This window comes from Alteribacillus persepolensis, from assembly GCF_900099605.1.
Taxonomy (GTDB): Bacteria; Bacillota; Bacilli; order Bacillales; family Marinococcaceae; genus Alteribacillus; species Alteribacillus persepolensis.
Window position 1 is genome coordinate 1 of the sequence record NZ_FNDK01000015.1, and the last position, 15,925, is coordinate 15,925.

Annotated in this window: 14 protein-coding genes; 13 read left to right on the forward strand and 1 reads right to left on the reverse strand. The window is 43.0% G+C overall.

The window, feature by feature from the left end:
- The first annotated feature begins 537 nt into the window (after positions 1-537).
- The 11 genes from BLT18_RS11710 (at position 538) to BLT18_RS11760 (ending at position 13,473) form a co-directional block, all read left to right on the forward strand.
- A complete protein-coding gene (locus BLT18_RS11710; RefSeq protein WP_091274189.1) occupies positions 538-1,656 on the forward strand; it encodes an NADH:flavin oxidoreductase in 1,119 nt (372 codons plus the stop codon).
- Between the two features lie 285 nt (positions 1,657-1,941).
- Positions 1,942-2,712: an IclR family transcriptional regulator gene (locus BLT18_RS11715; protein WP_091274192.1), complete on the forward strand. Its 771-nt coding sequence runs from the start codon at positions 1,942-1,944 to the stop codon at positions 2,710-2,712.
- A gap of 263 nt (positions 2,713-2,975) precedes the next feature.
- Positions 2,976-5,156, forward strand: coding sequence for a malate synthase G (locus BLT18_RS11720; RefSeq protein WP_091274379.1), 2,181 nt, complete (start codon positions 2,976-2,978; stop codon positions 5,154-5,156).
- A 101-nt stretch (positions 5,157-5,257) separates the two neighbouring features.
- Positions 5,258-5,479, forward strand: coding sequence for a hypothetical protein (locus tag BLT18_RS11725; protein ID WP_091274195.1), 222 nt, complete (start codon positions 5,258-5,260; stop codon positions 5,477-5,479).
- Between the two features lie 272 nt (positions 5,480-5,751).
- Positions 5,752-7,239: a UbiD family decarboxylase gene (locus BLT18_RS11730; RefSeq protein ID WP_091274199.1), complete on the forward strand. Its 1,488-nt coding sequence runs from the start codon at positions 5,752-5,754 to the stop codon at positions 7,237-7,239.
- Between the two features lie 36 nt (positions 7,240-7,275).
- The gene (locus BLT18_RS11735; RefSeq protein WP_091274202.1) at positions 7,276-7,833 is read left to right on the forward strand and encodes a non-oxidative hydroxyarylic acid decarboxylases subunit B; all 558 of its coding nucleotides are present in this window, start codon (positions 7,276-7,278) and stop codon (positions 7,831-7,833) included.
- 198 nt (positions 7,834-8,031) lie between these two features.
- Entirely contained in the window at positions 8,032-9,819 is a 1,788-nt protein-coding gene (locus BLT18_RS11740; RefSeq protein ID WP_091274205.1) for an L-lactate permease, read from the forward strand.
- A 14-nt stretch (positions 9,820-9,833) separates the two neighbouring features.
- Positions 9,834-10,556, forward strand: a complete 723-nt coding sequence (locus tag BLT18_RS11745; protein WP_091274208.1) for a (Fe-S)-binding protein — start codon at positions 9,834-9,836, stop codon at positions 10,554-10,556.
- Between the two features lie 14 nt (positions 10,557-10,570).
- Entirely contained in the window at positions 10,571-11,998 is a 1,428-nt protein-coding gene (locus tag BLT18_RS11750) for a LutB/LldF family L-lactate oxidation iron-sulfur protein (protein WP_091274211.1), read from the forward strand.
- Positions 11,995-12,696 carry a LutC/YkgG family protein gene (locus BLT18_RS11755; RefSeq protein ID WP_091274214.1) on the forward strand — a complete coding sequence of 234 codons (702 nt, stop codon included), beginning with the start codon at positions 11,995-11,997 and terminating at the stop codon, positions 12,694-12,696. The genes BLT18_RS11750 and BLT18_RS11755 overlap by 4 nt, the downstream gene beginning before the upstream one ends.
- 63 nt (positions 12,697-12,759) lie before the next feature.
- Positions 12,760-13,473 carry a FadR/GntR family transcriptional regulator gene (locus BLT18_RS11760; protein ID WP_091274217.1) on the forward strand — a complete coding sequence of 238 codons (714 nt, stop codon included), beginning with the start codon at positions 12,760-12,762 and terminating at the stop codon, positions 13,471-13,473.
- A gap of 132 nt (positions 13,474-13,605) precedes the next feature.
- On the opposite strand, the gene BLT18_RS11765 is transcribed toward BLT18_RS11760, so the two are convergent.
- A complete protein-coding gene (locus tag BLT18_RS11765; RefSeq protein ID WP_091274219.1) occupies positions 13,606-13,866 on the reverse strand; it encodes a DUF6154 family protein in 261 nt (86 codons plus the stop codon).
- 106 nt (positions 13,867-13,972) lie between these two features.
- Here BLT18_RS11765 and BLT18_RS11770 point away from each other — a divergent pair, with 106 nt between their 5' ends.
- Both BLT18_RS11770 and BLT18_RS11775 read left to right on the forward strand, forming a co-directional pair.
- Positions 13,973-14,179 (forward strand): hypothetical protein, encoded by a 207-nt coding sequence (locus BLT18_RS11770; RefSeq protein ID WP_091274222.1) that lies wholly within the window; start codon positions 13,973-13,975, stop codon positions 14,177-14,179.
- 266 nt (positions 14,180-14,445) lie between these two features.
- Entirely contained in the window at positions 14,446-15,897 is a 1,452-nt protein-coding gene (locus BLT18_RS11775; RefSeq protein WP_281242358.1) for a PTS mannitol transporter subunit IICB, read from the forward strand.
- Positions 15,898-15,925 lie beyond the last annotated feature (28 nt).

Consider the following 15,925-nt stretch of genomic DNA (forward strand, 5'->3'; position numbering starts at 1 on the left):
AACAGCTGCCTTATATTTTAATATACATTGGGTAAAGCAGTGGAAAGATGGGGTAGAACATACAATGGGTGAATTGCTGCATTGGGATAAACAAGAACGTGCCAAACAGCGTGAACGGTTAGAAAAAGCTGTACACGATGCTCTTACCCCTGTAAGAAAAGAGGTGTAACCTGCAAGCCGAGACCAGGAAAGCCTATTGTTTGAAAGCTGAACGGGAAAAGTGTAAAAATATCTATGTAGTGAAATCAATTTCATAAGTGCTTTTATGATTATCAAAAGCGAACATTATTTCGATTGTAGCGTAAGGCGGCGACTCCTGCGGGATAAGCTTGAGCTGAAGACCCCGCAGGCAGCTTGCTGCCGAGGAGGCTGAAGCCAAGCCCGCGGAAAGCGTCCGCCTGAAGCGGAAATCGAATGATAACGAGGGGATTTCATATAATGTTCGTTTATAATGTGACAGGTCTGAATTATGAAATTGATTCAGGGACATAATAATACGCGCAGAGCAAACGAATAAAGAAATGTAGGGTGATAAAAATGGCTTTGAATCCAGATGTATTGTTTGAACCTGGTTTTATAGGAAAACACAAGCTGAAAAACCGATACATTGTAGGGCCGATGACAAGAGTCAGTTCTGAGGAGGACGGCACACCGAATGAACGTGTTCACCAGTATTATAAGAGGTTTGCATTGGGTGGATTTTCAGCCGTCATTACAGAAGGCATTTATACAGATGAAAAATACAGCCAAGCGTATGAGTATCAGGCTGGACTTGCCACAGACAAACATAGAGAAGCTTGGAAGCCGATTGTCTCCGATGTCCAAAAACACGGTGCCTTATTTATTGCACAGTTAATGCACGGAGGTGCGCAGTCGCAAGGAAATTATTATGAAGATAAAAACATAGCACCTTCTTCGTTTCAACCGCCGCGTGATATGGTGCCAGTATATGGGGGAAGCGGTGCTTTTCCAGTGGCTGAAGAGTTGTCAAAACAAGGAATAAAGAATGTGAAACAAGGTTTTGTTCAGGCAGCGGTTTATGCAAAAGAAGCAGGATTTGATGGAGTGGAACTTCACGGAGCAAATGGGTATCTGCTCGATGAGTTTTTATCCGAGTCTATTAATAAGAGAGAAGATGAATACGGGGGAACGCTGGAAAACAGGCTGCGTCTGTTGACGGAGCTCATACAGGAAGTGCGTGACGCGGTTGGAAAAGATATGATTGTCGGCATCCGCATCTCCCAGCTGAAAGCCACCAATCCGGACTATCAGTGGCCCGGCGGTGAAAAAGATGCAGAAACAATTTTCACCACGTTAGGCAAGACAGATGTCGATTATATTCATATTTCAGATATGGATGCTGTTTCTCCGGGATTTGGTGACGGAACGATGACGATGAGTCAGGCAGCTAAAAGCTTTTCCAAAAAGACTGTCATAGCGTGCGGCAGCTTAAGTGACCCTAATCAAGCTGCGTCTGTATTAGAGAATGGTGAAGCAGATTTTGCTGCGATTGCCCGCCAAGCGCTGGCAAACCCTGATACGCCTAATAGAGTAAGAAAAGGTATGTCGTTAGACGAGTTTGATAAAGAATTGATTATGCTTCCAAAAGCATATGTAAAAGATGCAGAATTAGCAAAAGAGCTTGTAACGGAATAAAAATCATGAGAGCAAGAAAACTTTGTCCATGACACGGGGCAAAGTTTTTTTGCAAAGGAGGAAAGGATAAACGTTGGCGTTTTCATTGCCTAGCGCAAGCATCTGCTCGCTCGAGCTTCCCTCGGTCCGGCCCCGTCCTTCAGGACTTGTCGCGGATTCGGAGGATGGAAGTCAGTCGTCTTAGCCGAACCTCCTTCTTTCAAGGCGTATGGTCCTTTCTTCATTTAATTAATGTTATAATAAAGAAATATTCGACGAAGATGAGATAGAAAGGAGGCAGGTTCTATGGTGAAATCGGTTGACCGGGCATTAACAATTATTAAATTAGTCAGCACGAAAAGAGATGGTTACGGCGTGACCGAGTTAGCTGGTGAACTTGGCTTAAATAAAAGTTCCATTTTTCGTCTGCTTTCCACGCTGATGGAACACGGGTTTATCGAACAAGATACAGAAACGAAAAGATACCGGCTCGGCTATCAGTACTTGGAATTGAGCTCTAAGCTGCTCGATTCCATTGATATACGCAAAGAGGCAGCACCTTATTTAAAAGAGCTGGAAGATATGACTAATGAAGTGATTCATCTTGTTATTTATTCACAAAAAGAAGCTGTGTACATCGAAAAGTTAGAAGGAAACGAGACACTGCGTATGCATTCTCAAGTAGGAAAACGGGCGCCGATGCATTGTACGAGTGCTGGAAAAACGATTTTAGCTTACCTGCCGCCGGCAGAAGTGATGGAAATCATCGAACAAAAAGGGCTTCCTCGTCATACCGAACATACGATAACAGATGCAGATGAGCTGTTGGAAAACTTACGCGTGATTAGAGAGCGCGGGTATGGCATAGAACGAGAAGAAAATGAAGTCGGTATTACGTGCATTGCTGTCCCGATCTTTAACTTCCGAGGGGAGATTGCCGGCTCCATCAGTATATCCGGACCTTCAATTCGGATGGGAGAAGAGAGAATCCGCGAGATGAAAGATACATTTATGAATATTGGAAAGCGTGTATCCCAACGCCTGGGATATAGCAGCAGGATGAGCAGAGAACCGTAGGATGCAGACGGTCTCTGTTCTTTTTTTGCACTGATAGAAAAGTATAGAATTTTAACATGGGTGAATTATCGACGCAGTCAAGATTTTGAGAAAATCAGCAGCAGTGCAGCTAGGCAACCGCCTGCACCTTGGCGTCAGCCAACTTTTCTTTAAGGATTAATTTGTCAGAACAATTGAAAAAGGGGAATCGGTGTGGTAATATATAAATAAATAGAAACAGTGTTTTGTAATAAGCAACAATATAATGGAAGGGGAGCATGGATGTGAGTAAATATGTTAAGGCAGGGCGTTTAACTGTAGCAGCAGAACTGTATGAGTTTGTAAATGAGGAAGCTATTCCAGGAAGCGGTGTATCAAAAGAAGCGTTTTGGCAAGGGTTAGATAACATCATTCATGAAATGTCTCCTGAAAACAGGGAACTGTTAAAAACAAGAGACGACCTGCAGGAACAAATACACCAGTGGCATAAGCAGCACAAAGGTTCATTTGACTTTCAAACGTATAAAGCATTTTTAAAGGAAATAGAGTATTTAGAACCAGAAGTGGAAGACTTTGAAGTGACGACTGCGAATGTTGATGATGAAATCGCCAGTCAAGGAGGCCCGCAGCTGGTTGTACCGATGAGTAATGCTCGTTATGCGTTAAACGCAGCAAATGCGAGATGGGGCAGTTTATATGATGCATTATACGGCACCGATGTGATTAGTGAAGAAGACGGTGCTGAAATAACAAGCAGTTATAATCCAGCAAGAGGGCAAAAAGTTATTGCTTATGCCAAAGCATTTCTTGATGATATAGTGCCGCTTCAAGCGGGTTCACACAAAGAAGCCGTTAAATATGCAATTGATGGCAGCACACTATATGTAACCTTGGAAAATGGAAAGACCACAGAGCTGAAAGATGCCGATAAGTTCGTTGGCTACCAAGGCGAAAAGGCGAACCCAGCATCTATTTTAATAAAAAATAACGATTTGCATTTTGACATTCAAATTGATGCGCAGGATGCAATTGGCAAAACAGATTCAGCTGGAATAAAAGACATTGTATGCGAATCAGCAGTCACCACCATTATGGATTGTGAAGACTCTGTTGCGGCAGTTGATGCTGAAGATAAGGTATTAGTGTATCGCAACTGGCTTGGGTTAATGAAAGGAGATTTAACAGAAACCTTTCAAAAAGGCACAAAAACGGTCACCCGTACATTAAATCCTGATCGAGTGTATCAATCGAAATCAGGAGGCGAATTAAAACTCTCGGGCAGGTCGCATATGTTAGTTCGAAACGTCGGACATTTGATGACAATTGATGCGGTATTCGATGAAAACGGAAAGGAAGTGCCGGAGGGAATACTAGATGGTGCGGTAACGAGTTTGATTGCTAAACATGATATAGCAGGAAACGGCAAATATCAGAACTCAGAAAAAGGCTCTGTTTATATCGTTAAGCCAAAAATGCACGGTTCTAAAGAAGTAGCCTTTGCTAATAAACTGTTTAATAAATTAGAAGATATGCTGGGATTAGCGCGCCACACACTGAAGATTGGCGTAATGGATGAAGAACGCAGAACGTCTTTGAATCTTAAAAACTGCATCAAAGAAGTGAAAGAAAGAATTATTTTTATTAACACTGGGTTTTTGGATCGTACGGGAGATGAAATGCATACTTCCATGGAAGCAGGTCCTATGATTCGCAAAGGAGATATGAAGAAATCAGTATGGCTGTCAGCATATGAAAAATCGAATGTACACAGAGGACTGGAAACAGGATTGAAAGGGCGTGCGCAAATTGGTAAGGGAATGTGGGCCATGCCGGATTTAATGGCTGATATGTTAGAGCAAAAAGATGGCCAGTTAAAAGCGGGGGCAAATACGGCTTGGGTTCCATCACCAACTGCTGCTACGCTGCATGCGCTTCACTATCATCAAGTGGACGTAAAGGATGTACAGCAGCAGCTTCTGCAAAACGTAGAAAATCATGAAGATGATATTTTACAAATCCCAGTTGCAAAACAGCCAAATTGGAGTGCAGACGAAGTACAGCAAGAGCTGGATAATAATGCACAAGGCATATTAGGATATGTAGTACGCTGGGTAGAAATGGGCATCGGCTGCTCGAAAGTTCCAGATATTAATAATGTCGGCTTAATGGAAGACCGTGCCACGCTTCGAATTTCCAGCCAGCACATGGCTAATTGGCTTCATCACGGTATTTGCACGAAAGAACAAGTAATGGAAACAATGAAACGAATGGCCAAAGTGGTAGATGAACAAAACAAAGGTGTAGACGGATATCGTCCTATGGCTGATAACTTTGAAGAATCGGTCGCTTTTCAAGCTGCGTGTGATCTTGTGTTTAAAGGATATGAACAACCGAGTGGCTACACTGAGCCAATTCTTCATAAGCGGCGTGCCGAAGCGAAAAAGAAAATACCTGCACAAAAGTAAAACGAAAAAGCTGTCTGAAAAGGGTTTTATCCCCTTTAGACAGCTTTTCTTTTTAGAAGGCAGGAAAGTATATATGTTAATTGTTATTTCAAAGATGTTTCATGCATGCGCTATCCGAAGTAGGAGCGGAAGACGGGCGGATCCAGCGGGAACAGCATGAAGCGAAGACTCCGCAGAACGGGCATGCCCGCGGAAAAGCATCTCGTCTGCAGCAGATGTGTTCTAAAGCAGCAGCTTCTACGGTGACAAAGGCGGTAGTTGCGCGGGTTTCTCAACTACCGTTTTTCTTAGTCAAGAAAAAGAAAAGTCAATGGTTCTTATGAAAGCAGATTCAAAGAAAAGCGCTTATGAAGCAGCTGCTCAAAGATGAGCAAACGTTTCTTTGATTCACACGGCTTGGCTGCGATAGAGTTTTATTTTTGCGTTGTATGAATCATCATTAAAACCTTTTCATTTAAATGTAAACGAAATTCCTTTAAAATGACAGTAACAGCAGAGAAGTAAGAAAATTTAGCAAGATATAACAAAATAAACATATAGCATGACGATAAAGATGTTTGTTGCGCTGGATATAACAAATCGGGGAGGAATATACATGTCAGTAACAAAAACAAAAGTAAGAGATTTTCGTTCTGCAGTCGAACGTTTGAAAGAAATTTCGGGACAATATATTGAAACGGATGAACCAGTGGACCCTCATGCTGAATTATCGGGAGTATACCGTCACATTGGAGCAGGCGGAACGGTTATGCGTCCTACGCAGACAGGGCCGGCCATGATGTTTAATCATGTAAAAGGCCATGAAGACGCTCGCGTGATGATAGGGTTGCTCGCCAGCCGAGAGAGAGTTGGATATCTTCTTGATACACCTCCTGAGCGGCTTGGATTTCTATTAAATGAAGCCGTTAACCATGCGATTGATCCGGTAACGATTCCAAATGAAAAAGCAAAAGCACAAGAAGTGGTTCACTATGCTGATGAACCTGGCTTTGATATTCGCAAACTGATACCGGCACCAACGAATACAGAAGAAGATGCTGGACCATATATTACTATGGGAATGTGTTATGCATCAGATGCTGAAACGGGAGAGTCGGATGTAACGATTCACCGCTTATGTTTACAAAGCAAAGATGAAATGTCGATGTACTTTGTGCCAGGTGCGCGTCATCTTGATGTATTTCGGAAAAAAGCCGAAGCAGAAGGAAAGCCATTGCCTATTTCCATTAGCATCGGCGTGGACCCGGCCATTGAAATTGGAGCATGTTTTGAACCTCCTACTACCCCACTTGGATTCAATGAACTAACAATTGCTGGCGGGATTCGCAAAGAACCAGTAGAATTAACACCGTGTGTTACCATTGATGAAAAAGCGATTGCCAATGCTGAGTACGTGATAGAAGGCGAACTTATTCCGAATAAACGTGTAAGGGAAGATCAAAATACTGACACGGGCATGGCAATGCCTGAGTTTCCTGGGTACCAAGGGATTGCGGTACAAGAGCTGCCTGTAATAAAAGTCAAGGCTGTTACACATCGTAAAAACCCGATTATGCAAACAGTCATTGGTCCGAGTGAGGAGCACGTAAATATGGCTGGCATTCCGACAGAAGCGAGTATTTTGCAGATGGTAGAAAAAGCCATGCCGGGGAAATTGTTAAATGTTTACGCGCATTCTGCTGGCGGCGGCAAATATATGGCTGTTTTACAATTTAAGAAAAGCCAGCCAAGTGACGAAGGCCGTCAAAAGCAAGCAGCGATGCTGGCGTTTTCCGCCTTTTCAGAGTTAAAGCATGTCTATATTGTTGATGAAGATGTTGACCCATTTGATTCAAACGATGTCTTATGGGCGATGACGACTCGTTTTCAAGGTGACGTGGATACAAGTTTTATCCCAGGGGTGCGCTGCCATCCGCTGGACCCTTCTCAAACACCGGAGTACAGTGCGACGATTCCTGCAAAAGGAATATCAACGAAAACAATCTTTGATTGTACCGTGCCGTTTCACTTAAAGGACAAGTTTAAACGAGCTGCTTTTAAAGAAGTAGATCCTGCTCGTTTTGCGCCATCCTTATTTGATTAAATGATACGGAAAGATAAGTATGGAGGAGGCCCACCGATGAAAGTCATTGTCGCAATATCCGGAGCTTCAGGAGCCATCATGGGAATTCGTTTATTAGAAATGCTGCAAAAAGCAGACGCGGAGACGCATTTAGTTATTTCCTCATGGGGGCGAGTCACTATTGAACATGAAACATCCTATTCTATTAAAGATGTTGAAGCATTAGCCGATTACAGCTACTCCTCCAAAAATCAAGCAGCAGCTATATCGAGCGGGTCGTTCCAAGTGGATGGAATGATTGTGGCTCCTTGCAGCATGAAAACAGTCGCGTCTATTCGTACGGGACTTGCTGACAACTTAATTACACGCGCGGCCGATGTGATGTTAAAAGAGAGAAAGAAATTGCTGCTGCTAGCGAGGGAAACACCGTTAAACACGATTCATTTAGAAAATATGACAGAGCTGTCCAAAATGGGAGCAGTTATTTTTCCGATGATGCCGGCCTTTTATAACCACCCCGCATCATTGGATGATGCTATTGACCACTTGGCTTATCGAACCCTGGATCAATTTGGCATTGTGTTAGATGAAGCGAAAAGATGGGAAGGCATTTAAAAAGAATAAAGCAGGAAGTATAGAGAGAGCGTGCTGCACGATAATACGGCAGCACGTTTTTATGTTCCCATAAAAATAAAGTGGAGTTCCTTTTGCAAAAACGCATTGCAAGCGATTTCAGTAATTGATAGAATAATAGCAACTAACAAGACATCTGATGACCATATGACATTATGACATGCGAGGAGGAGAAGGCGAATGAACACAGGGATATTGTCGTTATTAGCTGTCATTCCAATTTTAACGGTATTATTTTTCCTTGTTTTGCTGCGCTGGCCGGCAAAAAAGGCAATGCCCATAGCATTTGCTGTTACTGTTGTTATTGCATATTTTGTCTGGGGAGTCCCGGTTAATCAAATTGCAGGTGCCAGCATGCAAGGGGTGACAACTGCACTTGAGGTGCTGTTTATTGTGTTCGGTGCAATATTGATGCTTAACACGTTAAAAGAAAGCGGTGCAATACAGACAATACGCCAAGGATTTACAGATATCACACCGGACAGAAGGATACAAGCTATTATCATTTGCTGGTTATTTGGATCATTTATTGAAGGCGCTTCCGGGTGGGGAACGCCCGCAGCAATTATTGCTCCCCTGCTTGTGGCTGTTGGCTTTCCAGCGATGGGAGCCGTGATGGTGGCGTTAATTATCCAGTCAGCACCAGTATCCTATGGTGCTGTTGGAACGCCGATTCTAATCGGCGTACAGTCAGGATTAGCAGGATCTTCTGCTGTAGAAGAAACAGCAGGTTCGTTAGGCATGACAATCAATGAATATGTGCGTGCAATCGGCGGAGAGGTTGCCATTTTCCATGGAATGGTCGGGTTGTTAATTCCTCTGTTTATGGTGACAATGCTGACGTTTTTCTTTGGAGAACATCGTTCCATCAAAGAAGGGTTAGCTGTTTGGAAATTTGCATTGTTTGCTGGGTTATCGTTTACGATTCCTTTTGCTCTGGTAGCCAATATACTCGGCCCAGAATTTCCAGCCATGTTTGGCGGGCTTATTGGACTAGCGATCGTTGTACCAGCAGCGAAAAAGGGGTGGTTCATGCCGAAAAAGCATTGGGATTTTGCTGACGCCTCAAAATGGGATGCCAGCTGGACTGGAACATTAAACGTTCAGCCAGAATACAATGCACGCCACGTTCACCCTGTAAAAGCATGGCTTCCTTACGTAATCGTAGCGGTGCTGCTCGTTCTCACTCGATTACAGTCACTGCCGTTCGGGGCATGGCTGGAATCATTTGTCGTCCGTGTGGAAAATGTGTTTAACAGCGCCATTACGATTGAAAGTACGCCATTGTTTTTACCTGGTTTTATACTGCTTGTTGTTTCCATTCTTTCTGCGTTCATATACAAGATGAACCGTTATACATATGGGAGTGCTTGGAAAGACTCAGGAAAAACAATCCTGGCGGCTTCTCCAGCGCTGTTATTTTCTGTTCCTATGGTGCAAGTATTTATTAATTCTGAGATAAATAGTGCAGGCTTTGAAAGCATGCCGTTAGTATTGGCCGAAACTGTCTCAGGAATTGTTGGAGAGAGTTATCCTGCGGTAGCACCGGCGGTTGGAGCACTGGGGGCATTTGTTGCTGGAAGTAACACCATTAGTAATATGATGTTTTCTCTATTTCAATTTGGAACAGCGCAAAATATCGGTATAACACCGTCTATTATTGTCGCGCTGCAAGCTGTCGGCGGTGCTGCTGGAAACATGATTTGTGTGCATAACGTCGTGGCCGCATCAGCTGCGGCAGGATTGGTTGGAAGAGAAGGAGAACTTATACGTAAAACATTAATTCCAACAGTCTATTACGTATTTTTCGCTGGTGGAATTGGCTATGTTTTTGTCCACGGTATAGGATTAAACATTGGAACAGCGATGGTTATTGTGATTGTTGGGCTCTTTTTATATGCATGTTATCAAGGGCATCTTCAACAAAAGCAAGAAGACCGGCTGTATAACTGGCATAAGACTGCTTAAGGAGGGAACAGGAAATGAAAGTATCTCTTTTTATTACGTGCCTTGCAGATGTGTTTTATCCAGGTGTCGGAAAAGATGTTGTGGAACTATTAGAGAGACACGGTTGTGAAATAGACTTTCCAGAAAAACAAACATGCTGCGGGCAGCCTGCTTATAATAGCGGCTATCATCGTGACGCAAAAAAAGCAGCCAAGCATATGATTCAAACATTTGAACATGCCGAAGCTGTTGTGACGCCATCTGGCTCTTGTGCAGCGATGTTTAAAGAATATCCGGAACTTCTGCATGACGAAGAGGAGTGGAAAAGACGAGCCGAGGCGTTATCAGAGAAAACGTACGAATTAACCGAGTTTCTATACAGAGTGCTTCACATTACAGATACAGGAGCAGAGCTTCCTGCTTCTGCCACTTATCACACGTCGTGTCACATGACACGTCTGTTAGGAGAAAAAGAAGCTCCATATCAGTTGTTATCAAATGTCAAAGGTCTCACATTAAAAGAGCTTCCGAATAAACAAAACTGCTGCGGTTTTGGCGGGACATTTGCTGTGAAAATGTCGTCTATTTCAGAGCAGATGGTAGACGAAAAAGTTGACAGTATTGAAGAGACAGAGGCTGATATTTTAATCGGGGCAGATTGCGGCTGTTTAATGAACATTGGCGGACGCATGCAGCGAAAAGACAAGCCAGTCCATGTGATGCACATTGCACAAGTATTAAATAGCAGAGAGAAATAAAGGAGGAATGGGCCGTGCCAATGAAGATCGGAGAACGTTCTTTTGATGATCGTGTCCAAAAAGGAATCAGCAATGACTACATGCGGCAAACAGTCCGTCAAGCGCAAGGCCGCCTTCACACAAAAAAAGCACAAGCAGAAGAAGATCTTGGCCAATGGGAGAAATGGCGGACACTATCAGATGAAATTCGCTCCCACACCCTTGAGAACTTGGATTATTATTTGGAACAGTTAAGTGAAAATGTCGTGAAAAACGGCGGCCATGTCTTTTTTGCTGAAACGGCGGAAGAAGCGAACCAGTACGTGAAAGAAATAGCAGCAAAAAAACAAGCCAAAAAAATTATTAAGTCCAAGTCCATGGTAACAGAAGAAATCAGTATGAATGAGGCGCTGGAAAAGGCAGGCTGTGAAGTTATTGAATCGGATTTGGGAGAGTACATCCTGCAAATGGATGATCATGATCCGCCTTCTCATATTGTTGCCCCGGCTCTTCATAAAAACAAAGAACAAATTCGCGAAACGTTTGAAGAACGAAAAGGTTATGATAAAACGGCCAAACCGGAGGAATTAACCCAGTTTGCCCGTGAGCAGCTGCGTCAGGAGTTTCTGGAAGCTGATATTGGTATTACCGGCTGTAATTTTGCAGTGGCAGAGTCAGGCAGTATTTCGCTTGTAACCAATGAAGGCAATGCCCGTCTAGCAACGACGATACCAAAGACACATATCAGTGTGATGGGGATGGAGCGTCTTGTCCCGACATGGGAAGAGCTCGATGTACTAGTCAGCATGTTATGCAGAAGTGCCGTAGGACAGAAGTTGACCAGTTATGTGACCGGGCTTAGCGGGCCAAAAGAAGACGGTGATTTGGATGGACCGGAAGAATTTCATTTAGTCATCGTTGATAATGGGCGTTCGAACATATTGGGTACCGCTTTCCAATCAGCGCTTCATTGCATTCGCTGTGCTGCCTGCATTAATGTATGTCCGGTTTATCGTCATGTCGGCGGCCACTCTTATGGATCTATTTATCCAGGTCCGATTGGAGCAGTACTGTCTCCATTACTTGAAGGATACGAAGATCATAAAGACTTGCCGTATGCGTCTAGCTTGTGTGCGGCTTGCACAGATGCTTGTCCAGTCAAAATCCCGCTGCACGAGTTGTTAATTGAACATCGGAAAGTTATTGCTGAAAAAGAAAGGAAAACGCCGCTTGGTGAAACGTATGCGATGAAAGGGTTCGGTCTGGCAGCAAGTTCTCCAGGGCTTTTTCAAATGGCTGCTAAAACCGCTCCATATATGTTGTCGCCGTTTGCAAAGGATGGAACGATTGAGAAAGGGCCCGGTCCGCTGCGCGGCTGGACAGATGTACGTGATTTTCCGGCGCCTGAAAAAGAACGTTTTCGTGATTGGTTTAAAAATAGACAGAAAGGAGGCTCATCATGAAGCAAGGGAGTGTGCAGAATCGTGATTCTTTTTTAAATAATGTCGCTGAAAAATTGGGAAGAAAGAGGCGTACAACAGTAGAACGGCCAGTGTATTCTCAGCATCCGCAGTGGGATGTGATGGAAGGGTACTCAACAGATGACTTGGTGGAAGTGTTGAAGCAGCAATGCAGTGCCATTCACACAGACGTTAAACAAACAGATACACAAAATCTATCTTCCGTGTTAGATGAAGTATTACAGGAGTACGAGGCCAATCACATTTCGATTTGGGATGATTTGCGGTTTAAAGAGTTTGGGCTTGATTCGTTCACTCGAAGGAAAAACGTCCATACTTGGGGGGGCGCTCCAGATGAAAGTGATATTGCTATTACAGAACAAGCCGATGTGGGTATCACTTTTGCTGATTATACACTTAGTGAATCAGCGACAGTTGTCTTAATGAATGGCGGCGGAAAAGGACAGTCTGTCAGTTTATTGCCTGCTCATTATATTGCGTTAATACCCTACAGTACGATTGTACCGCGGATGAGCCAAGTGAACCGAATCATTCATAAAGAAGCACAGGCCGGAAAGCGCATACCTTCGTGTATCAATTTTATTTCAGGGCCTAGCAACAGTGCAGACATTGAGCTGGATTTAGTCGTTGGTGTGCATGGGCCGATAAAAGCTTGCTATATTCTAATTGATGATCGGTAATCGTCATCAAATCAACTATTATGGTATAATAAAGGCTCATTCAGCAATGAAGGAGATAAAGCGATGAGCTTTAAACAAATTGAATCCAAAAAAATATCAGCGATTGTCCGTGAACAAATTGAAAATATGATAAAAACAGGAGAAGTGCACCCTGGAGAGAAGCTGGACTCTGTCGTTGCGCTAGCGGATCAGTTTCAAGTGAGCAGATCGGCTGTTCGAGAGGCATTAAGTGCCCTTCAAGCGGTTGGAATTGTAACAATTAAGCAAGGTGAAGGCACATTTGTCAATAACTATGATTTTTCGGATGTATTGGATCCGATGAAACCGGAACGAATTATTTCTAAAAAAGAAATGCTGGAGTTATTTGAGATTCGAAAAATCATGGAAGTGGGAGCAGCTGAACTTGCCGCCCTGAAGCGAAATAATGATGATCTCCAACAAATGCAAGAAGCACTAGATGATATGAAGCATGCAACAGCAGAGGATAATGTTGGGGAAGCGTCAGATGTAGCTTTTCACTTGGCTATTGCGATGGCTGCCAGAAATAAAATTATGCTCGATGTGATGAATCAGCTTTCCGATACGCTTAGGAAAACAATGTTTGAAAGCCGGCGTGTGTGGCTGTTTTCTGAAAAGCAGACACTTGAACGGCTGTATGAAGAACATGAACGTATTTATTCAGCTGTTGTATCAGGGGATGCTGCTGCTGCTAGAGAGGCAATGTTAAATCATTTAACAAATGTGGAACAGACATTAATACATGGTTTAGAAAGCTAAAGGTGTCCGTGCTCGGACACCTTTTTTGTACTTTAGGAAAGCTTGTCTTTATTAAAGGATGAAAGGGTAGAAAAACGCAAACGCTCTGAATGAAGAAAGCTTGGCTAAGGTAAAAGAACTTTTATCAGGAAGTCAGTGATAGTATTTCTCATGAACATCATCCCAATTTTTGGATGCACCCATTCCTTCTTCCGCCATTTTCTGGCGAAACCGTTCATATAAAAATAAAGCAAGCATGTCATGCTTTTCCTCTTGCGGCAATTGACTAATCATATGATTGATGTCGCTTGCTCCCATGGACTGCAAAATGCCTTCAATAATAATGAGAGCATCTTCCTCATCACCGGTTAATTTATTTTTGTATAACGCATAAAGATTGTCTATAAATTCCATCGAACCGCTCCTGCCATAGGTATCACTTTAACCATAGGTTAAGAAAAAAGCAGATGTTTTATTCTTGTAAAATGTCACATGCTATGCAATAAAAGGAGTGAAGCATATGAAAAACCAACGTAAACAGGCGTTTCAAGAGACAACTCACACCAATGCCACGGTAAACAGCGCCAGAAAAACAGGGATAACAGACGAAGAGTTCGCTAGAGAAGACCGGATGGCTGGAGATTCTGTAGATGAGCACAAGCAGTTAGAAGAAGCAAATCAAGAGCTCGCCAAAAAAGAGATATCCCAGACGTTTCATAATTCATAAATGTTTTTTGCCGCTTTCTATGTTGTATACATGGAAAGCGGCTGATCTCTGTATCGTTTAAGCCAGTCACATGGACTTATTTCACTTATGTCAACAATGATGTTGACGAAATTGCATTTTCTAACAATTGATAATGCGGTTGATAACGCTTTATTATTGATTTGTATAAAGGTATTGACAGAATGTTCATAAGTAATACCTGGATTACTTTGGCATCATTATTCAATATTGGCAACATTTACTATCGTGAAATGGAGGGGATTTGTGTGAGTGCTGAGCAGACAGAAAAAGCAGCTTCAGGAACATTTCGAGCAAAATTGCAGCGCTTTGGAAGTTACTTGAGCGGCATGATTATGCCAAACATTGGCGCGTTTATTGCTTGGGGGATTATTACTGCACTGTTTATTGAAGACGGCTGGGCGCCAAATGAAGATTTGGCAGGTCTGGTCGATCCGATGATAAATTACTTGCTTCCGCTTCTTATTGGTTATACAGGCGGTAAAATGATTTATGAGGCAAGAGGTGGTGTCGTAGGTGCCATTGCGACGATGGGGGTTATTGTCGGAGCCGATATTCCGATGTTTTTAGGCGCAATGGTCATGGGGCCGCTGGCAGGGTATATTATTAAAAAGTTTGATGAGGCAATGGAAGGGAAAGTAAGACAAGGGTTTGAAATGCTTGTTAATAATTTCTCTTCTGGTATTATCGGTGGTTTATTAACGGTTCTCGGTTTATATGCAGTGGGACCGTTTGTAGAAGGATTTAATAACATTCTTGCTGCAGGAGTAGATGTCATTGTTCAAGCAGGACTGCTTCCGCTAGCAAGTATATTTATTGAACCGGCAAAAGTTTTATTCTTAAATAACGCCATTAACCATGGTATCTTAACTCCGCTTGGAGCAAATGAATCAACAGAAACAGGCAAGTCTATTCTATTTATGCTGGAAACCAACCCAGGTCCGGGCTTAGGAGTGCTGCTGGCCTACATGTTCTTTGGACAAGGAATGTCTAAAAGTTCGGCGCCGGGTGCAGCCATCATTCATTTCTTTGGCGGTATTCATGAGATTTACTTCCCTTATATTTTAATGAAGCCGCAGCTTTTATTAGCTGTTATTGCTGGCGGCATGAGCGGTATATTCACGTTTGTGCTGTTTGATGCCGGACTTCGAGCGGCGCCATCACCGGGAAGTATTATTGCATATGTAGCAATGACATTGCCAGGTGATTATATCGGCATGTTTGCCGGCGTATTGATTGCAGCAATTGTATCATTCGTTGTTGCAGCTATTATTTTGCGATTTACCAAAGACAAGCAGGAAGATTTAAGTGGTGCAGCAGAGAAAATGCAGGAAATGAAGGGGAAAGAAAGCAAAGCTGCTTCTAACTTAGTGGAAGAAAAGCAGCCAGAAGAAGAAGCACAAGAAACGGCTTATGATAAGAATATTGATAAAGTGGTATTTGCCTGTGATGCTGGCATGGGTTCTAGTGCCATGGGTGCTTCTGTACTAAAACAAAAAGTGAAAAAAGCTGGTCTTGATATTGAAGTAACGAACACTTCTATTAATCAGATTCCAGAAGATGCTGACTTAGTCGTTACGCACAAAGATTTAACGGAACGCGCACAAGCCAAACATCCAGATGCTGAGCACGTTTCTGTTGATAATTTCTTAAATAGCGGCAAATATGATGAATTGGTGGAGTCGTGGAAAGATGAATAACCAATAAGGAGGAAAGCTGGAAGAAAGG